General features: G+C 52.9%; 23 protein-coding genes. 6 read left to right on the top strand and 17 right to left on the bottom strand.

The genetic code is table 11. From position 1 onward, the window contains the following. Positions 1 to 9: 9 nt before the first annotated feature. Positions 10 to 2,412 carry a 3-hydroxyacyl-CoA dehydrogenase/enoyl-CoA hydratase family protein gene (locus IAE55_RS03720; protein ID WP_200630969.1) on the bottom strand — a complete coding sequence of 801 codons (2,403 nt, stop codon included), beginning with the start codon at positions 2,410 to 2,412 and terminating at the stop codon, positions 10 to 12. Continuing rightward, positions 2,409 to 4,595, bottom strand: a complete 2,187-nt coding sequence (locus tag IAE55_RS03715) for a (Fe-S)-binding protein (protein WP_200630968.1) — start codon at positions 4,593 to 4,595, stop codon at positions 2,409 to 2,411. The genes IAE55_RS03720 and IAE55_RS03715 overlap by 4 nt, the downstream gene beginning before the upstream one ends. Positions 4,596 to 4,785: 190 nt before the next feature. Between IAE55_RS03715 and IAE55_RS03710 the strand changes: the two genes are divergently transcribed. From IAE55_RS03710 to IAE55_RS03700, 3 genes are read left to right on the top strand one after another with little or no spacing between them, the layout of a single operon-like run. Further along, positions 4,786 to 5,367 (top strand): TetR/AcrR family transcriptional regulator, encoded by a 582-nt coding sequence (locus IAE55_RS03710; RefSeq protein ID WP_076165412.1) that lies wholly within the window; start codon positions 4,786 to 4,788, stop codon positions 5,365 to 5,367. 26 nt (positions 5,368 to 5,393) lie between these two features. Beyond that, a complete protein-coding gene (locus IAE55_RS03705; protein WP_200630967.1) occupies positions 5,394 to 6,161 on the top strand; it encodes an electron transfer flavoprotein subunit beta/FixA family protein in 768 nt (255 codons plus the stop codon). 27 nt (positions 6,162 to 6,188) lie between these two features. After that, positions 6,189 to 7,163: an electron transfer flavoprotein subunit alpha/FixB family protein gene (locus IAE55_RS03700; RefSeq protein WP_200630966.1), complete on the top strand. Its 975-nt coding sequence runs from the start codon at positions 6,189 to 6,191 to the stop codon at positions 7,161 to 7,163. Between the two features lie 137 nt (positions 7,164 to 7,300). Here the strand turns inward: IAE55_RS03700 and IAE55_RS03695 are convergent, their stop codons facing one another. After that, entirely contained in the window at positions 7,301 to 8,974 is a 1,674-nt protein-coding gene (locus IAE55_RS03695) for a DUF4091 domain-containing protein (RefSeq protein ID WP_145164258.1), read from the bottom strand. Between the two features lie 94 nt (positions 8,975 to 9,068). Beyond that, positions 9,069 to 9,821 carry an MBL fold metallo-hydrolase gene (locus tag IAE55_RS03690; protein WP_145164256.1) on the bottom strand — a complete coding sequence of 251 codons (753 nt, stop codon included), beginning with the start codon at positions 9,819 to 9,821 and terminating at the stop codon, positions 9,069 to 9,071. Positions 9,822 to 9,957: 136 nt separating this feature from the next. Here IAE55_RS03690 and IAE55_RS03685 point away from each other — a divergent pair, with 136 nt between their 5' ends. Next, on the top strand, positions 9,958 to 10,386 hold the full coding sequence (locus tag IAE55_RS03685) for an Lrp/AsnC family transcriptional regulator (RefSeq protein WP_116230429.1): 429 nt from the start codon (positions 9,958 to 9,960) through the stop codon (positions 10,384 to 10,386). A gap of 87 nt (positions 10,387 to 10,473) precedes the next feature. Here the strand turns inward: IAE55_RS03685 and IAE55_RS03680 are convergent, their stop codons facing one another. The 4 genes from IAE55_RS03680 to IAE55_RS03665 form a co-directional block, all read right to left on the bottom strand. Next, positions 10,474 to 11,673 (bottom strand): DUF4179 domain-containing protein, encoded by a 1,200-nt coding sequence (locus IAE55_RS03680; protein WP_200630965.1) that lies wholly within the window; start codon positions 11,671 to 11,673, stop codon positions 10,474 to 10,476. Beyond that, on the bottom strand, positions 11,648 to 12,232 hold the full coding sequence (locus IAE55_RS03675) for an RNA polymerase sigma factor (RefSeq protein WP_200630964.1): 585 nt from the start codon (positions 12,230 to 12,232) through the stop codon (positions 11,648 to 11,650). Before IAE55_RS03675 ends, IAE55_RS03680 begins: the two co-directional genes overlap by 26 nt. Before the next feature lie 217 nt (positions 12,233 to 12,449). After that, on the bottom strand, positions 12,450 to 12,932 hold the full coding sequence (locus tag IAE55_RS03670) for a nitroreductase family protein (RefSeq protein WP_200630963.1): 483 nt from the start codon (positions 12,930 to 12,932) through the stop codon (positions 12,450 to 12,452). Between the two features lie 12 nt (positions 12,933 to 12,944). Continuing rightward, a complete protein-coding gene (locus IAE55_RS03665) occupies positions 12,945 to 13,520 on the bottom strand; it encodes a nitroreductase family protein (protein ID WP_200630962.1) in 576 nt (191 codons plus the stop codon). Between the two features lie 552 nt (positions 13,521 to 14,072). Between IAE55_RS03665 and IAE55_RS03660 the strand changes: the two genes are divergently transcribed. Continuing rightward, positions 14,073 to 14,636, top strand: a complete 564-nt coding sequence (locus IAE55_RS03660) for an NAD(P)H-dependent oxidoreductase (protein ID WP_105442921.1) — start codon at positions 14,073 to 14,075, stop codon at positions 14,634 to 14,636. An 84-nt stretch (positions 14,637 to 14,720) separates the two neighbouring features. Here the strand turns inward: IAE55_RS03660 and IAE55_RS03655 are convergent, their stop codons facing one another. From IAE55_RS03655 to IAE55_RS03645, 3 genes are all read right to left on the bottom strand, one after another. Continuing rightward, on the bottom strand, positions 14,721 to 15,080 hold the full coding sequence (locus IAE55_RS03655; RefSeq protein ID WP_105442922.1) for a winged helix-turn-helix transcriptional regulator: 360 nt from the start codon (positions 15,078 to 15,080) through the stop codon (positions 14,721 to 14,723). A 130-nt stretch (positions 15,081 to 15,210) separates the two neighbouring features. Continuing rightward, on the bottom strand, positions 15,211 to 16,044 hold the full coding sequence (locus IAE55_RS03650) for a discoidin domain-containing protein (protein WP_234489259.1): 834 nt from the start codon (positions 16,042 to 16,044) through the stop codon (positions 15,211 to 15,213). Positions 16,045 to 16,131: 87 nt separating this feature from the next. Next, positions 16,132 to 16,380: a hypothetical protein gene (locus IAE55_RS03645; RefSeq protein WP_200630961.1), complete on the bottom strand. Its 249-nt coding sequence runs from the start codon at positions 16,378 to 16,380 to the stop codon at positions 16,132 to 16,134. A 201-nt stretch (positions 16,381 to 16,581) separates the two neighbouring features. Between IAE55_RS03645 and IAE55_RS03640 the strand changes: the two genes are divergently transcribed. Then, on the top strand, positions 16,582 to 17,520 hold the full coding sequence (locus IAE55_RS03640) for a tyrosine-type recombinase/integrase (protein ID WP_200630960.1): 939 nt from the start codon (positions 16,582 to 16,584) through the stop codon (positions 17,518 to 17,520). A gap of 93 nt (positions 17,521 to 17,613) precedes the next feature. On the opposite strand, the gene IAE55_RS03635 is transcribed toward IAE55_RS03640, so the two are convergent. Genes IAE55_RS03635 through IAE55_RS03610 form a run of 6 tightly spaced genes read right to left on the bottom strand, consistent with a single transcriptional unit; the run spans position 17,614 to position 24,388 of the window. Continuing rightward, the gene (locus IAE55_RS03635; protein WP_186382139.1) at positions 17,614 to 19,053 is read right to left on the bottom strand and encodes a sulfatase-like hydrolase/transferase; all 1,440 of its coding nucleotides are present in this window, start codon (positions 19,051 to 19,053) and stop codon (positions 17,614 to 17,616) included. After that, positions 19,046 to 19,933, bottom strand: coding sequence for an AraC family transcriptional regulator (locus tag IAE55_RS03630; RefSeq protein WP_145019436.1), 888 nt, complete (start codon positions 19,931 to 19,933; stop codon positions 19,046 to 19,048). Before IAE55_RS03630 ends, IAE55_RS03635 begins: the two co-directional genes overlap by 8 nt. A gap of 30 nt (positions 19,934 to 19,963) precedes the next feature. Then, complete coding sequence (locus IAE55_RS03625; RefSeq protein ID WP_200630959.1) at positions 19,964 to 21,382, bottom strand: sulfatase family protein; 1,419 nt, start codon at positions 21,380 to 21,382, stop codon at positions 19,964 to 19,966. Positions 21,383 to 21,396: 14 nt separating this feature from the next. Further along, positions 21,397 to 21,951: an adenylyl-sulfate kinase gene (gene cysC, locus IAE55_RS03620; protein WP_145019442.1), complete on the bottom strand. Its 555-nt coding sequence runs from the start codon at positions 21,949 to 21,951 to the stop codon at positions 21,397 to 21,399. A 17-nt stretch (positions 21,952 to 21,968) separates the two neighbouring features. Beyond that, positions 21,969 to 22,973 carry a Gfo/Idh/MocA family protein gene (locus IAE55_RS03615; RefSeq protein WP_145165192.1) on the bottom strand — a complete coding sequence of 335 codons (1,005 nt, stop codon included), beginning with the start codon at positions 22,971 to 22,973 and terminating at the stop codon, positions 21,969 to 21,971. Beyond that, entirely contained in the window at positions 22,970 to 24,388 is a 1,419-nt protein-coding gene (locus IAE55_RS03610) for a sulfatase family protein (RefSeq protein WP_145165190.1), read from the bottom strand. Before IAE55_RS03610 ends, IAE55_RS03615 begins: the two co-directional genes overlap by 4 nt. Positions 24,389 to 24,406: the final 18 nt, after the last annotated feature.

The following is a 24,406-nucleotide window of genomic DNA, read 5'->3' as shown; positions in this document are numbered from 1 at the left end:
CCGTGGATGTTAGTTGCGGAGCGCCTTGCCTTTGGTCAGCATGTTATGCATGCGCTGCTGCGTCTTCGGTTCGCCGCACAGGCTCAAGAAAGCCTCGCGCTCGAGGTCCAACATATACTCCTCACTGACAAGGGTTCCTGCCGGGACATCACCGCCGGCGAGAACATGGGCCAGTTTTCGGGCGATCAGGTAATCATGGTCGCTGATATAACCGCTTTGCTTCATGCCAAGCGCACCAAGCTGAAGCACGGCCTTACCTTCCTCCCCGACGACTCGGACCTTCTCCTGCGGGATCGGTTCATAGCCGCTTCGATCCAGACCGAGAACAGCCTGCTTTGCCTGATATATCTGAACATCCTGACTCACCGCAACGCGGTCGCTTGGCCGCAAGTACCCGATACGCTTGGCATCGTGGCCGCTCGTCGATACCGTCGCCGTCCCCACGGTTTGGAAAATGTGATTGATGTACGGCTGCAGATCCGCATCCGGAAGACCGGCCGTTTGGCTTGCCCGCAGCGCCAGTTCCTTACACCCTCCACCGGCAGGAATCAGGCCGACGCCGACTTCGACAAGACCGTAATACGTCTCCGGCGCTGCGATGACCAGGTCGGCCGGCATGCAGGATTCGACCCCGCCGCCGAGGCACATGCGGTGCGGCGCGGCCACGACCGGCTTTTCAAACCGTTTCAGCGCGTACATCGTGTATTGGAATTTCCGGATGATTTCGTTAATTTCGTCCCATTCTTCGTCCTGTGCTTCCATGAGGAGCAGCATAATGTTGGCTCCTACGCAGTAATTGCGTGCCTGGTTCGCAATTACGAGTCCTCTGAAATTGCTGCGCACCTCGTCAATGCTCTGCGTAATCATGGAGAGAATGTCCTCGCCGATCGCATTGTTGGGCGAATGGAATTCCAGGCAGGCGACGCCGTCTCCAATATCGATCAGGCTGGCGCCGCTGTTTCCTTTCACCACCTTGTTTTGCTCTTTCAGGCTGCGCAGATTGATGACTTCTTCCGGCTGTTCTACCTCACGGTATGCGCCCGACGCCACATGAATCGAATACAGCCGGCCCTCCTCCTGCTTGTAAAAGGACTTGTGTCCCGCAGCGACCCACTCTTTAACCCAGGCGGGAACGGTCATGCCTTCGGCTTCCATCCGCTCCACGGACCGGGCCAGGCCGATGGCGTCCCAGGTCTCAAACGGTCCGAGTTCCCAGGAGAAGCCCCATTTCATGGCATCGTCGATTTCCTTGACCGAATCGGCGATCTCGCCCACCTTTTCGGCCGAATAGACAAGCACCTGCTTCAGAATGTCCCAGGCCAGATCCGAGTAACGGTCCTTCGCCCCGAGAAGCGCCTTTGTTTTCGCTCCGGCTCCCTTGGCCATTTTCGCGGCCTCCAACGATGCCGATTTGGGCTTCATCTGCGGCACATATTCCAGCGTTTTCAAGTCAAGCGATAAAATCTCGCTCCCGCTCGGCGTTTTCTTTTTCAAATAGAAGCCCTGCCCGCTCTTCTCCCCGAGCCAGCCGCGTGCCACCATGCCCGTCAGCACTTCCGGCGAAGTGAAAACCGCTTGTTCGCGCTCATTCTCGACGTTCATCCGGACGTTATCCGCGACATGAACGAACGTGTCGAGCCCCACCAGATCCAGCGTGCGGAAGGTAGCGCTCTTCGGACGCCCCATCGCCGGTCCGGTCACCGCATCGACCTCTTCCACCGTGAAACCCTTCTCCACCATTTCCTGCAGAGTCACCAGCAGGCCGTAAGTACCGATCCGATTCGCAATAAAGTTAGGCGTATCCTTGGCGATGACGACGCCCTTGCCGAGCACCCTTTCGCAAAAATCCTTCATACGCGCCACGAGCTCCGGCTCCGTGTCCCGTCCGGGAATAATTTCAAGCAGCTTCATATAACGGGGCGGATTAAAGAAATGCGTGCCCAGGAAGTGTTTTCTGAATGATTCGCCGCATTCGGCCGCCATCTCGTTGATCGAGATGCCCGACGTGTTCGAGCTGACCACCGTACCCGGTTTCCAATGCTGCTCTACGCGTTTCAGAAGCTGCTGCTTCACTTCCAGATTCTCGACCACCACTTCGATGACCCAGTCGACGCCTGCAATTTGCGGCAGATGGTCTTCGAGGTTGCCTGGCGTAATCCGGGAAGCAAACGCAGGATCATATAGCGGAGCCGGCTTGATCTTGCTGAGCTTCTCAATGGCTGAAGTTGCAAGACGACTGCGTACCGCCGGATTTTCCAGTGTCAACCCCTTGTTCGTCTCTTCCTCTGTCAGCTGAGTCGGAACGACGTCCAGCAGTAAGCACGGGATCCCGACATTGGCCAGATGTGCAGCAATGCCGGAACCCATAATTCCTGACCCGATGACGGCTGCCTTGCGAATGGATTTGTTCATTGTGTGCTTGCCTCCATTTCAAATCCTTTATTGTGAGCAGCGGAATCCCCGAACACGGACAGCTCCAAAATTTCGGCGATATCCTTTGCTTTCACACGCTCTTCCACTTCCTTCATCTTCGTCCCGTCCTCCATCATGGTCAGGCAGTAAGGACAAGCGCTGCTGATGATGCTTGGATTCACTTCCAGCGCTTGCTCTGTGCGGGCAAGGTTCACCCGTTTGCCGGACTTCTCCTCCATCCACATCATGCCGCCCCCGGCGCCGCAGCACATCGCATTTTCCCGCGAGCGCTTCATTTCAACGAGCTCTACGCCGGGAATAGCCCGGAGGACGCTGCGCGGTTGGTCGTACACGTTGTTATAGCGTCCCAGGTAACACGAGTCGTGATAAGTGATCCGCTCCTTCACTTCATACTGGGGTTTTAGCTTCCCTTCGCGGAGGAGCTGATCCAGCAGCTCAGAGTGATGAAGGACCTCCACCCCTTCAAGCCCGAATTCGGGGTATTCGTTTTTGAACGTGTTGAAGGTGTGCGGGCAGGCGGTCACGATTTTCTGAACGCCGTATTTTTCGAAAATCTCGATGTTCTCCATGCACAGCTGCTGAAACAGCATCTCATTGCCCATCCGGCGGGGCGTATCCCCCGAATTTTTCTCCTCGTTGCCGAGGATGGCGAAATTTACGCCGGATTCATTCAGCAGGCGGACAAACGCCTTGGAAATTTTGCGGCTGCGCAGGTCGTATGAGCCCATCGATCCGACGAAGAACAAATATTCAAACTGCGGATTGTCCTTGACGGTTGGCACCCGGATGCCTTCCACCTCGCCGGTCCAGTTGGCCCGGTCGTTGCGGTTCAATCCCCAGGGATTGCTTTGCCGTTCGATATTTTGCAGGGCTCGCTGCCCCTCTGCCGGCATGCTTCCCTCCATCAGCACGAGATGGCGGCGCAAATCGATGATTTTATCGACATGCTCGTTGCCGACCGGGCACTGATCCTCGCAGTTGCGGCAGGTGGTGCAGGACCAGATCTCCTCCTCGGTCATGACGTCGCCGATCAAGTTCATGTCCTGCGGACTTGTGTCCTGATGGGTCCAGGTGGCCTTCTGCCATGCCAGCGTCGGGCGAATATCCGTCACGCCGTCCGCTGATGACCAATCGGGATGGGTTTCGGACATGGCTGCATCCAATGCATGCGCTCCACTCCCGGCAAAAGCATATTCGGGAACATACGGCGACTTACCGGTAACGGCTGTACCCTTTTCCGTCAAATGATCGCGTAGTTTAGTAATAAGATGCATCGGCGACAGTACCTTGCCGGTATTGGAAGCCGGGCAGACGTTCGTGCAGCGGCCGCATTCCACGCAAGCGTAGAAGTCGATCATCTGCTTTTGCGTAAAATCTTCGATCCTGCCGACGCCGAACGACTCGGCTTCTTCATCTTCAAGATCAAGCTTGCTCAGCTTGCCGACAGGCTCGGAGCGGCCCAGCCAGATATTGACCGGTGCGGTAATGAGGTGAAAATGCTTCGATTGAGGAACATAGACGAGAGAAGATAGCAGAATAAGCAGATGGGCCCACCAAAAGATGTAGAACAATATGGATGCCGCCGTCCCGGACATGCCGGAGAAGATGGCCGCAATCGCTGAGGATATAGGTGCGTAAGCGGATGGCTCGAGGTCGAGCCGGATTCTTTCGAAGGTAAGCGACAGCAGCACAGACAGCATCAGGGAGAAGATAAAGAACACGACAATGCTCGGCTTCCACCCTTTCTTGAGGCGCGCAAGCTTCTCGCCATACCGGCGGTAAGCGGCATATCCCATCGCTACAAGGACCAGAAACACCGTGATCTCCTGAAGCAGACCGAATACGTCGTACGCGGGAAGCGGAAGGTGGCCGCCGTCTGTCAGTCCTTTGATAATGAGATCCAGCGCGCCGAACTGAAGGATGATGAAGCCGTAAAAGATCACCACGTGCATAATGCCGCTCTTCCGGTCCTTCAGCAGCTTTTTCTGGCCGAACACCTGTCCCAGGAACTCACCCCATCTGCCTTCACGCTGCTTCCGGAAATCCACCGGCTTGCCGAGCTTCACGTACAGCAGTCTGTGGTACACTGCTTGGCAGAACAAATAAATACCGTACCCGGTCACAGCGAGAAACAGGAGTAAATTGACGATTGGCCACACCATTTGTCATCCGTCCTTTCTTCGTATTCACCTAAGTTTGGTGACGGGTTACATTTCGTAAGCGGTTACAAAGCTTGTTTAAAAATAAAATCTTATCTTGAAAACATTGACAACTGGCACTGTTTCCCATAAGATTAAGAAAAATGAATGAGGATTCATTCAGTTATTTGAATTCTAACACCGGGGTGGCCTGATGACAAGTAGAAAATTGGAAAAATATGAGTTGATTTTGGATGCAGCCTTAAAAGTAATCGCGGAGAACGGCTATCACGGCTCCCAGATTTCGAGGATCGCCAAGGAGGCAGGCGTCGCGGACGGTACGATTTATTTATATTTTAAAAACAAGGAAGATATCCTTATTTCTCTGTTTCAAGCCCGTCTCGGAAATCTGGTCTCCATGTTCAACAGCAGCGTGAAGGAAACGAATACCGCCGATGAAGCCCTCCGCAAAGTTTGCGAAATACACTTTACCGAGCTCGAAAACAACATCAATCTGGCTTATGTAACACAAATCGAGCTGCGTCAGAGTTCGTTGGAGCTGCGCAAAGCCATCGGGCTTGTCGTCAAGCCCTACATTCAGCTGATCGAGCATATCATTGAACAGGGGATTGCCGAGAAATCGTTCCGTGCAGACCTCGATGTCAAGCTGACACGCCTGCTGATTTTTGGGGCGATGGATGAAGTGGTCACCTCCTGGCTTATCTCCGGCCGAAAGTATTCCCTTTCCGCTCAGGTGGATAAGACAGTTGAGTTTTTCTTAAAAGGTTTAAAATAACGCGTTTGAGAGAGGAGCTTGTCCGCATGAATATCTACGTTATGCTGAAGCAAACCTTCGACACGGAGGAACGAATCGTCATTTCGAATGGACAGATTTCCGACGACGGGGTCAAGTACGTCATCAATCCGTACGACGAATATGCGGTAGAAGAAGCGTTGCTGCAGCGGGATGCGCACGGCGGTACCGTAACCGTCGTTTCAGTGGGACCGGAGCGCTCGGCCGAGGCGCTGAGAACGGCACTGGCCATGGGCGCCGATGAAGCCGTGCTTATTGACGGCGATAGTATTCCCGGCGACGAGTTCAGCATCGCCACAGCGCTGGCGGCCTATTTTGGCCAGCAGTCCGTAGACCTCATTCTCGGCGGCAACTTCTCTGTAGATTCCGGCGGAGGTCAGGTCGCTGTAAGGGTAGCCCACCTGCTGGGCCTGCCTCACGCTTCCTCGATCACGAAGCTGGACATTGCCGGCGGAAAAGCATCCGTGCAGCGGGACGCCGAAGGCGATACCGAATCGCTGGAGGTCGCACTTCCTGCGGTATTCACCGCGCAGCAAGGGCTTAACGAGCCGCGGTATCCGTCGCTGCCCGGCATTATGAAGGCGAAGAAGAAGCCGTTCCAGCGTCTCGGACTTGGCGATCTCGGACTAACCGAAGCGGATGTGGCCGCCAAGACGAACCGCCTCTCCCTCACCCTGCCGCCTGAGCGCAAGGCCGGGCAAATACTGAAGGGAGACCTGGCCCAGCAGGCTGCAGATCTGGTCCAGTTGCTGCGTACCGAAGCCAAGCTGATTTGATGAAACCGATACAAGGAGGAATCCCGAATGAGTAAAACGTTTGTGATCGTAGCTGAGGTCCGCGGTGGCAGCCTGCGTCAGGTTTCGTTGGAAGCGCTTCAGGCGGCCTCCATTGCCAAAAATGAAGGAGACGCCGTCGCTGCCGTGTTGATCGGGTCGCAAATTACGACCCTTGCTGCAGATCTGGCAGGTTATGTGGAAGGCCGAGTGTACGCCGTGGACCACCCCGAGCTGGAAATCTACAACGCTGAAGCTTATTTTGATGTCGTGCAAAGCGTGTTTGAGCAGGTGACGCCTGACGTGGTCATCCTTGGCCATACGGCACTGGGCCGGGATCTTGCGCCGAAAATAGCTGCCCATTTGGGTGCCGGACAAATTTCAGACGTGACGGCGATCGAGCAGAACGGCGGCGAAGCGGTCTACACCCGCCCTATCTACGCAGGCAAAGCGTTCGAGCAAAAGTCGTTCACCGACGGCCCGCAGGTCGTGACGATCCGACCGAACAATCTGTCCCCCGCACCAAGTGTATCTTCGCCTGGGGAGATCATCGAGATCGATTACGCCCCTTCCGGCTCCCTCCGCTCGATCGTAAAGGACATCGTTCGCAAGACGTCGGGCAAGGTCGACCTGACCGAGGCGAAAATTATCGTTTCGGGCGGCCGTGGCGTCAAGAGTGCCGAAGGGTTCAAGCCGCTCGAAGAGCTGGCGGATGTGCTGCACGGCGCGGTGGGCGCTTCCCGGGCGGCCTGCGATGCAGGCTACTGCGATTATTCGATGCAGATTGGCCAGACCGGCAAGGTCGTAACGCCGGAGATATATATCGCCTGTGGCATCAGCGGCGCGATCCAACATTTGGCAGGGATGAGTCAGTCGCGGGTCATCATCGCGATCAATAAGGATCCCGAAGCGCCGATTTTCAAAGTGGCGGATTACGGTATCGTCGGGGACCTGTTCGAGGTCGTGCCGCTCCTCACCCGCGAGTTCCGCAAGGTGCTGGTTTAACGGCTCGTTGGACGTGATGAAGCCACATATTTCAAAAAAACAAAAGCATTCGTCAGCCGGTTCACTACCGGTTTGACGAATGCTTTTTCCTTGTCTTGTCGTGTATGAAGCGGTGTTCAAAGGGACAACGCCGCAGCTCAGACGTTTGCCGAAGCTAAAGCTTCTTTAATCTTCCGGTTCACCCATTCGCGCTTGGCGATCAGCCATTCTTCTTCGCGCGGGTAGCGGCTGAACGTGATCGGCTCGGGCAAATCTTCCTCCAGCGCCTTCAGCACATTCTCCCTGCCGATTTTCGATTCGAGCAGCTGGAGTGCACGCAAATCCTGCAGCGCTTCGTTCATGACCTCAAGCCGGATCGATTCGACCGGCACGCCTCCAGGTCCCGGATACACGATAAACGGATCGCCTGACGGAAAAGCTTTGCCGGCATCGGTCGTTTCGTACGGATCGATCTCGCTTTTGGAGTATTGCGAATAGTAGAAGTTATAACCCCAGTGCAAAAATCCGGCGGCGTCAAACTTGTACAGCTGGTAGCCCAGAATCCGATTGCGGGCCGAAGGGAAGCACATGAAGCGGTTAGCCACCTCTTTATATTGGGAACAGCAATAGTACGTCCATAGCGGCTGGACGTTATGCTCCAGAAACGGCTCGATATGGTTGCTGGCCGGAATAGGCGTTTTCACCAAACCATTCTCAAAGAAATCATAGTCCGACAGGGCGTCGATGATCGGGAATCCTTGCAGCAGACCGCCCAGCAGCTTGCTCGCATAGCCGTAAGACTCCAGGTGATCCGCCCCGGGCTCATCGGAGATGTGGAAATAACTTCGTTCCGACAGGTCATTGGCATGAATCCATTCCGTTAGCGCCGGAACAAACTGCTCCAGGAACAGACGATACGCTTCACCGGTGGCATCGGTCTCCCATCCGAAAATCTTCTGTGGATTTCCGTCTACGGATGCGATGATCTTCGGCGCATGCTTCGCCCCCCACTGCGTGAACAAATGGGAAAATTCAAAATAGCGGATGCCCTTCTCATCACACAGCTCAACCCATCTTGCGAGCCGGTCAAATCCGAACGCGTATTGATTTTCCCCTGTGACGGTCACATCCACAAGCTGAACCGTCGGCCGCTCTCCGCCGACCTCGGTGTCCAGCGGCGGCGTAAAGACGGGCGTCAAAATCATGTTCATGCCATGCTTTACGGCCGTATCAATGAATTGACCGATCACCTGCCAGTGTTCTTTACTGAATACGTCCAGATTGTAATAGGTCGCCAGGCAGTCTGCATGGAACCATTCGGTATGTATCAGCTTCTGGGGAGGCAGCTCCTCCGGAATCAGCTCCAGCTGGAAAGTCTCCTCTCCGGCAACTTCCCCATCCCCGGATGTAAAACGGACGGTGATCGGGTAGCTTCCCGCCGGCGTCTGACCTTTCGTCTGAAGTGTGATCCAGACACTTTGCCACTCTCCCGGTGCAGCTGCAATTGCTTGATCTTCATCCAGCGGATACAGTGGATCCGGAAATAATCCGGGTTCCGCACGCAGGACATGTTCATCGTGATCCGGATATACGGGAAAACCGGACGGCACGAGGCCAACCCGGCGTACCGTAACCTGCAGTGCAGCCGGCGCGTCTACGATGACCTTAAGATCATTTACCGGGCTGTCCGTCCAGTAAGCAGCTTGAAAAGCATACGTTTCATTACTGAGCATCGACCCGCCAGTCACGGGATGTTCGGTTCCCTGTCCATCCGGAAATACTTTGGATAACGAGCTGAGAAGCCTGGTCTGAAATACTTGATTCTGATTCATTGAGCCAATGATCCCTCGCTTTCAAACGGTATGCTGTATCCTTCGCTATCCGTCCCCGGCATCCTCTTTAAAAAATCCAAAAATAAATATTTTTTTAATCTGCAAACACTTCCCCATCTTCCGGAATGATTACCCTGCTGCTGTATCCCGCCTTTTCTATCGCAACTCTAAGGTCGTCCCTTGTTACAAAGCAGTGATTGATCGCTTCCATGTGAACGGCAGCCACTCGGGTATCTGGTTGATGGCGCAGAACCGCAAGCACGTCATTCTCATCCATAATGATCGGATCCCCCGTCACGAAGCGGGCGCCGCCGGCGTTAACGATCGTCAGATCCGGCTGGTAAGCATCAAGCGCCTCTTCAACATCACGGCACCATATCGTATCGCCTGCAATGTAGACCGTCGGCTCGCCTTCGGCTTGAAGAACAAAACCGCACACGGGCCCCATCTGTTTCCCGATTTCTCCCGTTCCGTGCTGACCCCCGGTACGGGTCACAGTGATTCCTTGAAACGTAACGCTGCTTTCGACCGGTGTCGTGCCGGTAAACCCGGCTGCCCGGATCTCACCTTCGTCCTCCGGCTGGCAGAATACTGCCGTCTCCTTGCTGATTTGCTTCTGGGCAGGCTCATCCCAGTGATCCGGATGCCGGTGGGTGACCAGCAGCGCATCCGGCTGCACGAGCTTTTCCACCTCCACTGGCAGGGGTACCCGCGGGTTGCGCAGTTCGTTGGCGGTATTGATTACCGGCGGGTTGGCCTCCTTCTCGCTGAACATCGGATCGACGAGAAGAGTTACACCGGCATATTCAATAAACAATGTGGCATTGCGGATTAATTGAATTTTCATTTCCATTCACTCCCGGTTTGGTTTATGATTCTGTTATTCACGATACCAGTATAAAACAGGAAAACGTGTTTTTTACATAGCCTGGCGAAACGATATTGGTAGCTATATTTTCACGGTGAAAGGAGTGAAGGGCAAGATGAGCAAACAAGATATCGATGAGATCGACCTTAAAATATTGCAGCTGCTGGTTGAAAATTCTCTCCAGTCCAACAAGGAGATCGGAGAAAAGGTACATCTCACCGGTCAGGCGGTGGGTGCCCGCATCCGTAAGCTCCAGGATCTGGAAGTGATCGAGGGTTATACGCTTCGGTGCAATCCGGGCAAGCTCGGACTCCAGGTCAGTGCTTTTATTACGGTATTTATGAAATCCGCGGATACGCATACTTCGTTCCAGCATTACATCCAGCGTACCCAGCCCATCGTGGAGGCACACCGGATCAGCGGTGAAGGCTGCTATCTCCTTCGGGTGCAGGTGCCAACCCCTATGGACCTCAATGACCTTCTGGGCGAGATGGTTCAGTTCGGCAATTATAAGGTCAATTTGTCCATCGGCCAGCTAAAATAGCCCATCAAAAAAGAGCTCCCCATCCCTGTTCGAGATGGAATAAGAGCTCTTTTTTTGCAGAGTTTATAACCTTTTATAATTTGCTTGTTACTGGACGACTGGAATCGTCATTTCGAGATCTTTATGATAAGTTTTAAGCGGTTCCCCCTTACTGTCGGACACGATGGTCCAATCCTTTTTCACAGTCAATGTATAAGGCTTGATCGTAATGGAGGACGGCGTTTTAGCAAACGGTTTGTAGGCCTCGTCTTCATGGTATTCAGTACCCGGGCTGCTGTTGAAGTATCCGATCATGTTCTGCTGCACCGGATTCCCATCCTGATCCACGATGTCGTAGTACATTTTGCTCGGGCTTAAATCTCCTGTTTGCTCTGATGTCACAGGAACGCTGCCTTTGCTGTCCAGAACAAGACGTGTCGTTACCGGCGTCAACTCAAGCTGCTTGACCGTATAGCTGAAGCCGCCGCTGCTTTGCGTTTGATCCGGATGAAGGACGACCGAACCTTTCGCCAGGTTTTTGACAGGAACGACGAATTCAAACGGTTCCTGGATCCCGGTGACGCTCAGTTTTACGGACATGTCAAACGCTTCGGGGAGGTTTAGCTCCGTCAATCCTTTCGTCAATTCATACATGGCCATGTTTCGGATCAATTGGCCATCTTCCGTTTTGCCTACAGCGTCCGTGAACATACCGAAAAATTTGCTGTTACCTTGGATGCGGACTTCCGGCATATAGATATACCCTTTTTTCTGCTGTTCCAATGGAACGGTTTGGATCAGGTTCCCCTTCTCATCCTTCGCCCCTGCCGTTGGATAAGGGGAGATCATCGTGTCGTCGTCCAGGCCCTGACGTTCAATGGCGAATGCAAGCCGGGTTCCATCAAACATCACCTCTTTAATGCTGAGCGTTACCCCGTCCCTGGTTACACTCAAGTTCGGCGCAGTTGTCAGTCCTGTCGTGCTGGCCTTCTGCAAAGTGCTGTCCGAATTGTATTGGAACACACTGCCGATCCACGGCACGTTTTTCAAGGCATCCGCCATGACTGGGGACACGAAGCCGCTTCCCATCACCACGCCTCCAAGCATGGCTGCAGCTGTTACGCTAATCGCCGCCTTTTTCTTCCAGGTTCCTCTTCCGATACGTTCGCTTCTGCTGGATCTACTCATCTCATTCAGCCTCTCCATAATTTGATTGGCGTAGCTTTCTTGCGGCATTTCCTTTTGCTTAACCGTTCTCCGCAAATGCGCCATCAGCTCTTCTTCAGTTAGATCTGACCATTCGTTCATGGGTTACCCCTCCTTTGATCTTCTTTTGCAGAATCAGTTTTTTCCGGACACGTTCGTACTTTTTGCGCAGGGTTGCCGGTTTGCAGTCCATAATCTGTCCGATCTCTTCGAAGCTGTACTGCTCCACTGCCCGCAGAAGCACGAGATGCCTTTCTTCAGGCTTCAAACCCATCAGCAGCTCTTCCACCTCTGGCACGCTGTCCTTTTGGTGCTGATTCTCCAACTGCCGAATCTCTTTTTGGAGAGATAACGTCTTCTTTTGCCGGCTCTTCTTTCTGGTCATGTCCATGCAATGGTAGTAAGCAACTTTATACAACCATGAGGAGAAGGAAACCTGGTGCTCATATTTATGGATGGATTGATACACCTTGATGAAAATTTCCTGCAGCGCATCCTCCGCTTCCTCACGGTTCTTCAAAATGTAATAACAATACGTATAAATCTGACGCTCAAACGTACGGATGATGTCGGCAAATGCCTGCTTATCTCCTTGTTTGACGCTTTCTACGACGCTCTCGATAGGTTGTGTCGACTCATCCCCGGGGTTGAGGTATTTCATGGCATCACCTCCCTTGTTGTCCCATCCTCACCCTGTATAACGTTTGGCAGGCTGCCGAATGTGACATCGTACCGAAATAAAAACGTCCCTTTTCGGAAAACATGCTTTCCGGAAGGGACGCTGAGAAGGATTTGGATCTTTGACGTACTCCTTTGAACATTCCCCCAATTAGATGCATCAGGAGCAAAAAAGGTTATGCAGCTTGAACATTTGCCAATTACAGTAACTTAAAGTTAAGATTCGGTGAATGAGCAGCGGTTACCGGCTCTATTGGTGGTTCCAGATAACCCAATTCCAGAACGGCGACGATCCGCTCTTCTTGGTGAACACCATAGCGATGGGCGGAGGTTCGGTCATAAATCCAGTCGTTCATCGTCACTCGGACATGGAGCTTGCTCTCCTGAGCAAGCAGGTGGAAATTTTGCATAAGGCAGCATGCGGCCGCGAAATCTTCTTCCCTTTTATGAGGATCTCGCTCTTCTTTAATCACCAGGATCAAATATGCCTGCGCCTCCTCCTGTAATCCGGCCATCATGTGTCTGCTGCCTGACCCGATAAATATAAAACGCCACGGCTCCCGCAGTCCGTCGTTCGGAGCCCATACTGCCACATTTAAAAGATCGAGGATATGACTTTCAGGAACGGGCCGATTGCTGTAGTTTGATGTAAGTCCTTTATTTGTGACACCGGTGATGTTCATGAGTTCGCCTCCTTATCCCGATATGATCGTCCATTTCTTTTCTGCACGTGTCCTGGCTCTGGCTTTCGGTATTTTGTCAAAATAGCCGAGGTGTAAAATTCCCACTAGTTTCTCCGTTGGTTTCATTTGGAAAAGGTGGAATAACTCCCGGCTCTGCATCATCGGCTCCGTGTCCCATAGGGTACCAAGCTGCCGCTGCCAGGCAAGCAGCTGGAAGTTTTGCATCATCCCGCAAACTGCAGCATAATTCATGTCATTTGTCCTTCTGTCCTCGTTCGTGCTGGCAATAACAGCCAAATGACCGGGTATTTCTGTGACTCTTTTTCGGACAAAATCCCGAATTTTTTCCGGCAGCCATTTGACCAGTTTGTTCTTCACCAGAGGCTCAAGCATGCAGACAGCAAGACGCTCCCTGGATTCCGCCGTTCCTGCATATACGCACCGGTAATTTGCAGCCTCGCCGGAACGATAAGGGTACAAGCCCTGCGCTTCGCGGAGCAGCTCCCGCACAAATTCCTGATCCACCTCGGGAGAGGATTTAAACCTGCGGATGCTTCTGCGCTCTTGGATGATTTTCGCCCATTCCATGATTCGAACCCTCCTGTTCATTCAGACTTGAAAACCGCCTATGATGTGCTTCCCCCACTCCTGACCAACGCATTACAGCCTCGCGAATCACTCGTCGGTGCCATGTACTGCATCCCGGCTCGCTGTTTTGAGTTGGTTAATGATATTTGTTTCGTTCGAAACAAAATATGAACGTGAAAGGAATGCTCCTTATGCTGCCTTAAACCTATTCATGGAATGATGTACTCTTCAGCGTGGATCGCTCCTTTAAATTAGAATAAATAAGAATAAGAAATGTAATAGCTAAACTAATCTAAAACATCAAATTATTTATTCACATGAAACAATATAATTGTATAGATTTACCCGACCCCTGTCAATTCCGTTTCATCGCTTGTATCGGCCATCCAGCTTGGATACAACGACGTAAGTTGTTAAAAGGCTTCTGTTCATGTCGCGGTTCACACTTACCAGGACGTTAGTACCTGTACTAAAAGTGCGTACTTACAGCGTGGCGAGGTATTTTTTATACTCAATACGAAGTCATTATCGAAAAAAAGGAGGACCAATCTGATGAAAACCTTAGTGATCGTATCGCATCCAAGCATTGAAACGTCCGTCATTAATAAACGGTGGGTCCAAGAGCTCTACAAATACCCGGAAAAATACACGGTCCATGACTTGTACAAAGCTTATCCTGACCAATCCATCGATGTGGAAAAAGAGCAGCGTTTGGTGGAAACGCATGGCCATTTGATGCTGCAGTTTCCAATCCAGTGGTTCAACTGTCCGCCTCTCCTGAAACAATGGCTGGACGAAGTGCTGGCATACGGCTGGGCTTATGGTTCGAACGGTGGCGACAAGTTAAAGAACCGCAAAGTCGCCCTTGGCGTCTCTGCAGGAATCAAAAAAGCGGATTACAGCGAAACAGGCAGGTACCGGTATACACTTGAGCAAATATTGGTTCCGTTTGAAACGACCTTCCGGTACTGCAATGCGGATTATCGTTCGGTTTTTGCATTCTACGGTACGGAGAGCGAGCCTGGTGAAAATGTGCCGGGAGCGGAAGCCGATCAGCCCCTGGACGAACTGGAACAAAGCGCGCAGGACTATTTGAAGTTTATCGACTCCCTCTAAGCCGGCAAATGGATTTGGCCCTTAAAAAAGAAGTATCTCCCTGTAAGGGAAATACTTCTTCTAATGAGCCGTATTACGGGAGGCCTATCGCTGAACAGCTTCAACGCCGGGAACAAAGTTGTTCTCCCCCCACTCGCACATCAGATTCAGGACAGGGATGAGGGAAAGACCTCGTTCGGACAACGAATATTCGACCTTCGGAGGAACCTGAGGAAATTCTTTGCGTAAGACCAGGCCGTCCGCCTCCATTTCTTTTAACATGACGCTAAGTGTTTTAAAGGAAATGGTTCCGATACTCCGCTGGAGTTCATTAAAACGCATCACTTGATGTTCGGACAACCAGTACATGATGATCATTTTGTATTTGCCGCCGATTAAGGACAGCGTATATCCAAATCCGGTGTCTTTGAGCTTAACGCCGCCCGGAACACAGGTTTCCCGCACAGGAGCACCTTCCTTTCGCCAAGACGATCTGTCTTCATTATATAGGCTAAGTTCTTCAGCGTAAAAGGATGTGCAGGGGATAAAGGCCGCTTGCCCGGTAAACGATGCTTATCCATCAAAAGATGCTTACCTATACATTTCTGCCGTATGCCTCAATCTGCGTCAAGGCCGGAAACGGCGTTTCATCGCCTTTGATCAAGCGCTTGAGCACCAGCCATTCGACCGTGCGGGGAGAGATGTCAAAGTATTGGATGCTGCGGATTTTTGCAGGATAGAGCTGCTCCTCTGACCCGTCGGAAAAAGCAACCGTGACTTCTTTCCACCAGCTGTCATGCGGAAAATCGCCGCGCAATACAAGGCCCAGACGGTCAAGCCGCACCTTACGACCGAAATCCAGTGTCAGCTCGGCATCCGGCTGCTGGTTAATTCCCCAGGATTGATACGGGTAAGAACCATGACTGTAATTGGCATAGACGCCGTCGATGGCGTTGCGGGCAAAGAAGGTCGGGTCGTTTCGGGTTTCAACATTCGCGTGAGCATGCGGGAAAGCGCCCGAGTCCTGCTTCTGGTCATGAGGGTTTAAGGCCAGATTGCAGTACTCGCTGATCTCATTCTCCGTCGCATACCGGGCAGTAACATAATGCTTTGATCCGGCAAAAGCGTTCTCGGGATACGCTCGTTTGTACGCCAGCGGAATCTCGTATTCCCATGTGGTTCCTTTTACATAAATTAAAGACGGATTGAGCGTCTCATCCATCTGAACCACGATATACGAATCCGGCTGCTCTATCGTGACTCTAAACTTGTCGCCCTCGGCGTACTCCACACGCTGGCAGGCCAGATACGTAAACCCTTCTTCTTCCCGTTCCATCAAATGGACATGCGTCGTTTGCGAATCGCTGTACTCCTCCGTCCTCACTTCATCTTGACGATTCAATAACTCGAGCTTGATTGTCGGCATCATTGTTCTCTCCCCATTTCAGAGTATCAAATGAACTTGATTGGATTGATATAAACTAATAAGAACATTATATAACGGTTCATATGAACGCTAAAGAGATTTTTTAAGATTATAGAATTTATAAATTTCAGCGAAGCTGAACCACTCTATAATCGCAAGAAAAACATCAGCTAAATGCGGTCTGTCTTCTTTGAAGGTACGTCGATAGACGTTTTTCTTAAGATTATAGAATTTATAAATTTCAGCGAAGCTGAACCATTCTATAATCGCAAGAAAAACTTCAGCTAAATGCGGTCTGTCTTCATTTGAAGGTACGTCGATAGACGTTTTTCTTATCATCACCTGGTGATCCTTCAGCTTCATTGGGCAAGAAAATGGTTGTAAAGGGTACGACAGACCCTTAATCGGCCTAAAATCCGGTCCCCCGTTTATTTGTGGCAAAAGCGCCCTAACTAACAGCGTTTTTTGTTATACTAAAATTGCATTAAATCTATATTTAATGCAATTTATCTTTAAATCGATCAGGTGGGTGCCAAGCTGATGAAATATTCGGAAGTTTTTGAACAATATGAACGCGAAACGAAGCTGTTTGTTTCCTATATGAAGGATCGTGAATATTCGCAAGAAACGCAGAATGCTTACTTTCATGATCTCAAGCATTTTTTGATGTCGCTGGACGGCAAAGCCGTTTCGGAAGTTACAGAGATTGATGTGATGTATTTCCTGACCCGTGTGCGTGAGAGCGGCGCAGGCGCCCGGTACCGCAACCGGTGCCAGTCAGCCATCCGCATCTTTTATAAAGTCATGATTCGATTCAAGCTAACCGACCATAATCCGGCCATGAATATTGAAAAAGCAAAGGTCGAGAAGAAAAAACAGCCCGTGTATCTTCAAAAGCAATTTCTCGATGCATGCCTGGGACTGGTTGAAGGAAGATATATGATTCGGGATGTTTCGATCGTCGCTCTGATGGCCTATGCGGGACTTCGTGTCAGTGAGATCGTGAAGTTTAACATTTCGGACTTCGATCAGGAAGGGAACAACATCGGTGTACTCGGAAAAGGCGGGAAATGGCGCTACATCCCCCTCCCTGCCGAAATGACCAACTTACTGCAAACATGTCTGAGCGAGCGGATCTCTCCCCGGAATCCCAAGGAAACGGCCTTTTTTATTTCCCAATTCCGGCGCCGTATCAGCAAACGAATGGTTCAAAGTATCGCGGAAAAGACCTTTCAAGCCCTGTTCGAAAAGTATCCGCATTTATCGGGAAGAACGCTGTCCGCCCATAAGCTGAGACACTCCTTCGCTACGGATCTGCTGCACAACGGAGCCGACCTGCGGACGGTTCAAGAGCTGCTTGGCCATGAGGATATTTCCACGACCCAGATCTACACCCACGTTTTAGATGAGGCCAAAGAGCGTGCGATGAATAATATCCGGTTGGCTATTCCAGAGGAGTTGTTGAATGGGCAAGCTTAAACGGGCGCCGGAATTTATTTGGGGAACGAAAAAAGCTCCCGAATGACCGACCTGAGCCGTACAGGTCTTTTCATTGGGAGGATGGAAAAAAAACTACCCTTTAAGCGATCCGGTCGTCCGCTGGCTATCGTTCAGCTTGGCGCCGCCCAGCAGCTGCCTCTGCATCCACTGGTTCGAGACGAGCGCATCCCCGTCCGCCTTTAGCTGATGATACAGCCGAGCGCGAAGTTCTTGCAGGATGCCGGCATGCTCCGCTTCGCTGACGACATTATTCAGCTCGCCGGGATCAGATTGCAGCTGATACAATTCGTCGATATCCGTTGGATTCCAGATGTATTTCCACTGCCTGGTCCGGATCATACGCTGCGTATACAGTCCGAACTGCTGACCGTTGTATGTGGATACAACTGCGTCCCGCCACGGTTCAGTCAGTCCCTCGCCGGCAAGCAGCGGAAGCAGCGATTTCCCCTGCAGATGGCCGGGGTTACATAACTCAAGTCCCAGGATGGACAGTAACGTCGGAGGCAGATCCAGAAAATTATACACGAAATCATCGCAGGTCTGCCCGGGATGCCGAACGCCGGACCAGCGAATGATGAGCGGCACCCGAACGACGTCTTCATATAAAATATAATGCTTATCCATCATGCCGTGCGAGCCGCACATGTCGCCATGGTCGGCAGTGAAGATGACCATCGTATTCTCTGCGGCCCCTGTGCGTTCCAGCACATCCAGCACCTTGCCGATGGCATCGTCAAGCTGACTGATCAATCCGTAGTACCGGGCAACAATAGGCGCCCAGTCATCCCATGTATAATGCTCCACGCCCCAGCTCAGCTGCTGCTGCCGCTGGATGTACGGCTTGCCCGTCAGTGTATCTCTGAATCCTTCCCATTCCGGCACGCCTGCAGGGTCGTACATGGTGGCAAACGGCGTGGACGGCCTGCACGGCAGGTGCGGTTCGGAGAAATGCAGCGCCATGTGCCAAGGCTTCCCGCTGGATTGAAGGCGTTCCAGTTCCTCGGCTGCATGGTCTGCAAACCAATGCGTCTTTGCGTCTTCCAGCGGAATGGGATTACTCTCGCCAAAGTATCCGTTTGTAAAATGCACGTCCGGGTACTTATTCTTGGCAAATTCGTCGTACTCCGCTTCACCGAGATACGAATGATAGCCGTAGGCCGTCGCATCGTAATCGGGATTCACACCCCATTTACCCAGGTAGGCACAAGTATACCCGTTCTCTGCAAGCGTCCTCGCCCAGGTGTAGGCGTCAGGAGGCAGCGTTGCAACAGGAAGCGCCCCGCTGTAGTTCCACAAGGCGCCAAACGTTTCCGGCCGGCTGCCATGAAGCAGGGACTGCCGCGCCGGGCAGCAGACCGGCAGCACGGAGTACGCATGCGAGAACGCCGCGCCGCCTGCAGCGAGCCGGTCCAAATTCGGCGTGCGGACCGGATGCTTACCGCTGTAGCCCACGCAGTCGTAGCGAAGCTGGTCCGCGGTGATCAGCAGTACATTGGGACGCTGTTTACGCATGTGCACCGCTCCTGAACTCGCTCGGTGAGCAGCCGGCATGCCGCACGAAGAGCCTGCTGAAGAACGACGGATCGTCATAGCCGACGCTGGCGGCCACGGCAATCACCTTCTCGTCCGATTCGGCCAGCATCCGCTTGGCCCGTTCAATCCGGATTTCATGGAGGACGTCGAATACGCTCTTGTGGAATTCTTCCCTCATGATGCGATTAAGCTGGCGGGTACTGACGTTAAATAAACCGGAAAGGGATTGGAGCGTAATTTTTTTATCGAAGCTGCGCTCCAAATAACCGTAGATCCGGCGGGCTGTCATCACCCGGTCCAGCTGGCGCGGCGAAGCATAGCTTTTACGGCTGTGCATTAGCGCGTAATATCGAGAGAGGAGCACGAGCAGCTCCACCAGCTGAAGTTTGATCACCGTCGTATGCCCCAGGACACGCGCTCCGATTTCCCGGATCATGCTGTCAAGCAGCGTAAGGACGGAAGCCGCTTCTTGCCCGAGCAGGTTTAAATGATGATTGAAACGGACGTCATGCTTCAGGAAAGGATGCACATAGAAGTAATCCATCGAAGTGGTAATCTCCAGCTCCCTAAGCAGGGCGTCCGAAATGAAGGACGGCATGAACAGACAGTTGATGATTTCCATCTTCTCGCCTTGCTCCACGTCATAAGCATGCGTCTCGCCCGGGTTGATAATGAACACATCCCCTGCCCGGATGTCATAACGCGTTCCTTGAAAGATATGACTCCCTTTTCCCTTCACGACATAGACGAGCTCTACGAATTCATGCCCATGCTCGGCAAGCGATCCCTGCTCGGTCCGTGTGATCCAGAACGGAAATTCTTCCTTCATGAAGCCCCGGCTATTGAGAATTTCCTGCACACAGCAGCACCTCCTTCTGACCGTTAGCCATTAATGGCAGGACGAAGCTGCCTGATCAAACCGCTCCCGCCGCGGCTCCCGCTGCCATTCGTCCCAGCTCATGCCGGAAGCGGACAGAATTTGCTCGATCCGTCTCCGGAACGGCAGCCCCGCCTCGGCGAGCTGCCGCATCATCGGGTCCTCGCGGCCGCCGAGCTTGCTGCTGACCCATTCGCCGATTTCCTGTTCGAATTGATCGGCGAGCTCCGGAAGCTGATCCACCAGATTGTCGTTCTCCCCGGGGTCGGCGATCAGATCATACAGTTCCCTTGGCGGACGGGTAAACGGCCCAGCATCGTACGTTCGGATGAACTTGTACCTCGGTGTCCGGATGGCTCTGGCCGCCTGCCAGGCGCATTCGCTCAAGAATACTTTCTCCGCCGTTCCCTCGGCCTCTCCTCGTATCGCCGGCCATAAACTTTTGCCGTCCAACCCAATTGGATCTGTTAGCGGAGCAAGGTTAATATGTGAAGGGTGCTCTTGACAGATGGACTCCAGGACGGTCGGCAGCAGGTCTACCTGCTGAACCAGCCCATGCACTCTCTTTCCGGATGGAATTCTGCCCGGCCAACGCATGATGAGTGGAACGTGGACGGTCGGTTCATATAGTCCGCAGTGGTCCCAATATATGTCGTGCTCCGTCAGGCTTTCACCATGATCCCCAAAAAGAATCAGCAGAGTATCCTCGGCAATTCCCAGTTTTGCCAGATGGTCGTCCAGCTCCTTCAACCGGTCGTCCAAATACCGGATTTCGGCGTCATAGAGCGCATCATAATAAGCACTGTCCGTTACGGGGCCGACCAGATCGTAGTGGTGGTGTTTAAAAAACGGATATGCCGGGTGATTATACGCCCGCTCCATGCTGCGGTTGGCCGGATCATAGGGATCGCGGCCGCTGTCGTAAAATTCGGGAACATAGTCTGCCGGCGGCAAATAAGGCGTGTGAGCATCCCAGTAATGGAGGAACAGAAAAAAATGGTCCTCCCGATGCGCCTCAATCCACGGGAATGCCAGCTCGTTGACGGTCACGCCGTCAATCCAGCGGTTGCCGCCGACGCTGTTCGTATAATAGCGGTAACCTCTGGCGAACCATTCCTTTAATTGATACAAATTGTCTACCGCCGAGGTCGTGAATCCGGCGCTTCTCAGCATCGTCGGCAGCCATGGCGCCGACTTCGGCAGGTGAGCCAGCTCGGAGCCATGCGATACAACGCCTGTTGTAAGTCCGATTTTGCCCGTGAAAATCCCGGTATGCGCCACTTCCGTCGGAATATCCGCGGCGTACGCCCGTTCGAAGAGAACGCCCTGGGCGGCGATCCGGTCCATATGCGGACTTGTCGGCTTGGTGTAACCATACCCGCTTAACCGGGAAGCGCGAAGCGTATCCAGTGAAATCATAATGATTTTCATCCGTCTTAGTCCTCCTAAGGAGCTGCCTTTTTTAGCGGTGTCCTGCGATTCAGCCAGGATAGAATCTGATCGCTGTTGTGCTGAAGCGAATGGGATGATGTGCAAATCGTGATGTCGGGATCGGATGGGATGTCGTAAGGGTCGGATATTCCGGTGAAATGCTTCACCTCTCCACGCCTTGCTTTGGCATACAGTCCCTTCACGTCACGCCGCTCGCATTCTTCCAAAGGACATTTAACATACACTTCAACGAAACCCGGAATTTCTTGTCTTGCGTAGTCTCTCATTTCAGCATATGGCGTGATGGCGGATACGAGCACGTGGACCCCATTACGGGCAAGGAGCTTAGAGACGTAGGCGATTCTTTTAATGTTCTCAAACCGCTCCTCACGGCTGAACCCGAGGCCTTTGCAAATCGTTTCCCGCAGCTCGTCGCCGTCCAGCAGCTCTGCGCGGACTCCCTGCTGCAGCAGCTCATTCGCCACATAACGGGCCGTCGTCGTTTTGCCGGCGCCCGAAAGGCCGGTAAACCATAATACCGTTCCTTTCTCTTCCTGCCTTATATTCATCCTTAAGTACCTCCTGCTTATGGGCTGGTCGGCACCTCTACGGGTATTCCGCCGGACTGATGCGATCGGATAGCCGCTTCGATGACTTCCTGTGCGGCGAGCGCATCCGAGCCGGAAGCGTCGATGACTTCCGGGGTAGCTCCTCCCTTGATCTGTTCGATAAAGCGGTTAATCCGGTGCTTGAACGTATCGTCAAATCCCTGCATCCCGCCGAATAATGGATTGCGCAGCACCGTAAGTTCATCCGATTGATGCGGATAGTACGTCATGCTCTCATACACGTTGTCGATGACGATCCGGCCAGCGGTGCCGGCAGCTTCACAGAACTCGATCGGGTGGCGCATGGAGGCGTCGTAACTGCCGGTTAGATGGCCGACTGCTCCTGAATCGAACTCCATGTTGACTGAAACGGTCGACCACGAATTCCGCCCCGGCGCTTTCGTCATGAATGCCTGCACCCGCTTCACGTCGCCGGCGAAGTAGCGCATGACGTCGATGGAATGCGGATGCAGCGCACGCATGTGCAGCCACTCCGTATCCTCCTGCCGATTCGAAATGGTAAGCCGCATGTTCAAATACAGCATGGAACCGAGTTTACCCTGTTGGATGAGTTCCTTAGCCTTGTACGCGGCAGGCGTAAAACGGTGATTAAGGTTGCAGGCGAGCCTTACGCCTTTTTCCCGGGCCAAGGCGACCATGCTGCGGGCCTCTTCGATCCGGTTCGATATTGGTTTCTCGACGAGCACGTCTTTTCCTGCTTCGATCGCGATAACGGCAGGCTCGAAATGATGGCTCCCTTTCTCAACCCCTGCCGTCGCCACGGCCACCATATCCACAGACTCTGCGGCGAGAAGTTCACGCAGATCCGTGTAGAAAGGAACGCCATGCTCGAGTCCCGCCGCTTCAGCGCGGTCCGGCATAAGGTCGCATACGGCGACAAGCTCCGTATCCGGGTGCTGCTTGTAAGCCCGGCAGTGAATCTTGCCAATATTATTCACACCGACGACAGCAACCCTGATCATCGGGATTCCGCCTTTTCCTTCGCCTGCAGCGAACGCGCCTTTTTGATGGACCCGATGTGAAGGGAATCATACACTTCCTGGGACGAGGCGAATTTCTTGCCTGTTCCATGCCAATTCAGATTGGTATAGATCGGGTTGACTCTTTGGGTCTCCTGCTCTCTCCTGGCGATGTGATCCTCCATCCGTTTCGTAAGCAGCGCTACGACATCCGGCTCCTGCTCCGCGACATTATGATTCTCTTCTGGATCAAGAATGAGATTATACAGCTCCACCTCAGGCTTGAAATGGAAGTCCGGTTCGAGCGCCCGGATCAGCTTCCATTCCGGTGTGCGCCAGCCATGCTTGCGCATCCAAGTGCACTCAGTGATATAAAATTCGCTGATCCGGTTCCGCTCCTCGCCAGCGATCGTCTTTCGCAGACTGCGCCCGTCGAACTTCGTCTCCACCGGAATTTCCAGGAGATCCAGGACCGTCGGCATCACGTCGGAAATGACCGTGACGTCGGATACCCGCTTACCGGCCGGCACGCGGCCTGGAAACTTGATGATAAGCGGGACGACCAACGTGCAGTCGTACATTCCATGATGGTCGAAATAACAGTCGTGCTCATATAGCGTCTCGCCGTGATCGGCGGTGATGATCACAAGCGTGTCATCCTCCAGGCCCATCGCGCTGAGCTTGGCAAAAATGGTTTGAATGCAGGCATCCATATAGGCGACGGCCCCGTCATACTGCGCAGTAACATATTCCTGGTCGGTGACGCCTTCCGGAATCCATGATTTCAAAAAATCGGCAAACGGTTTGAAAGCGTAGACCGGTTCCATGGAGCGGTTGCCGGGATCTTTTTCGTCACTGCCGTAAAACATCCGTTCATACGGCGCGGGCGGCAAATAAGGCGAATGCGGATCCATATGCCGCAAAAAGAGGAAAAACGGTTTGTTGTCCGCTGCCAGACGTTCCAGCTCCGGTACGGCCACTTCGTTCAAATTTTGCGCTTTCGGCGTTCGTCCCGTTTCATCGGGCTGCCAAGCCTCGTAATCCAGATACGTACCGAATCCGCGCGAGGACGGATTGCCGGTAAAACCGATACAAGTCGTGTTATAACCATGATCGCCCAGCGTTTCGGCCAGAGTCTGCACATGATCGCCTAATGGTCCTTCATGGCGGAGTGCCACGACGTCCGTTCCGAACACGTCCATGCCGGTCAGCATAGACGCGTAGGCCGGGGTGGTTGGAATGCTGGGACTGAAATGCTTCTCGAACAGGACGCCATCCTTCGCCACGCGGTCGATATATGGGGTCGTCAGCTTATCGTAACCATAGGAGCTCATATGATCGCGCCGAAGGCTGTCGATGCCGAAAATAATGACGTTTGGCTTACGCTTAGGCTCATTCTTACGCTTACGGTTGCTCATGTCGATTGAGTTCACTCC

Source organism: Paenibacillus sp. S28 (assembly GCF_016624415.1).
Classification (GTDB): domain Bacteria; phylum Bacillota; class Bacilli; order Paenibacillales; family Paenibacillaceae; genus Paenibacillus_AQ; species Paenibacillus_AQ favisporus.
The sequence above is the reverse complement of the archived record's forward strand: the minus strand, read 5'-3'. Positions and strand labels throughout refer to the sequence as shown.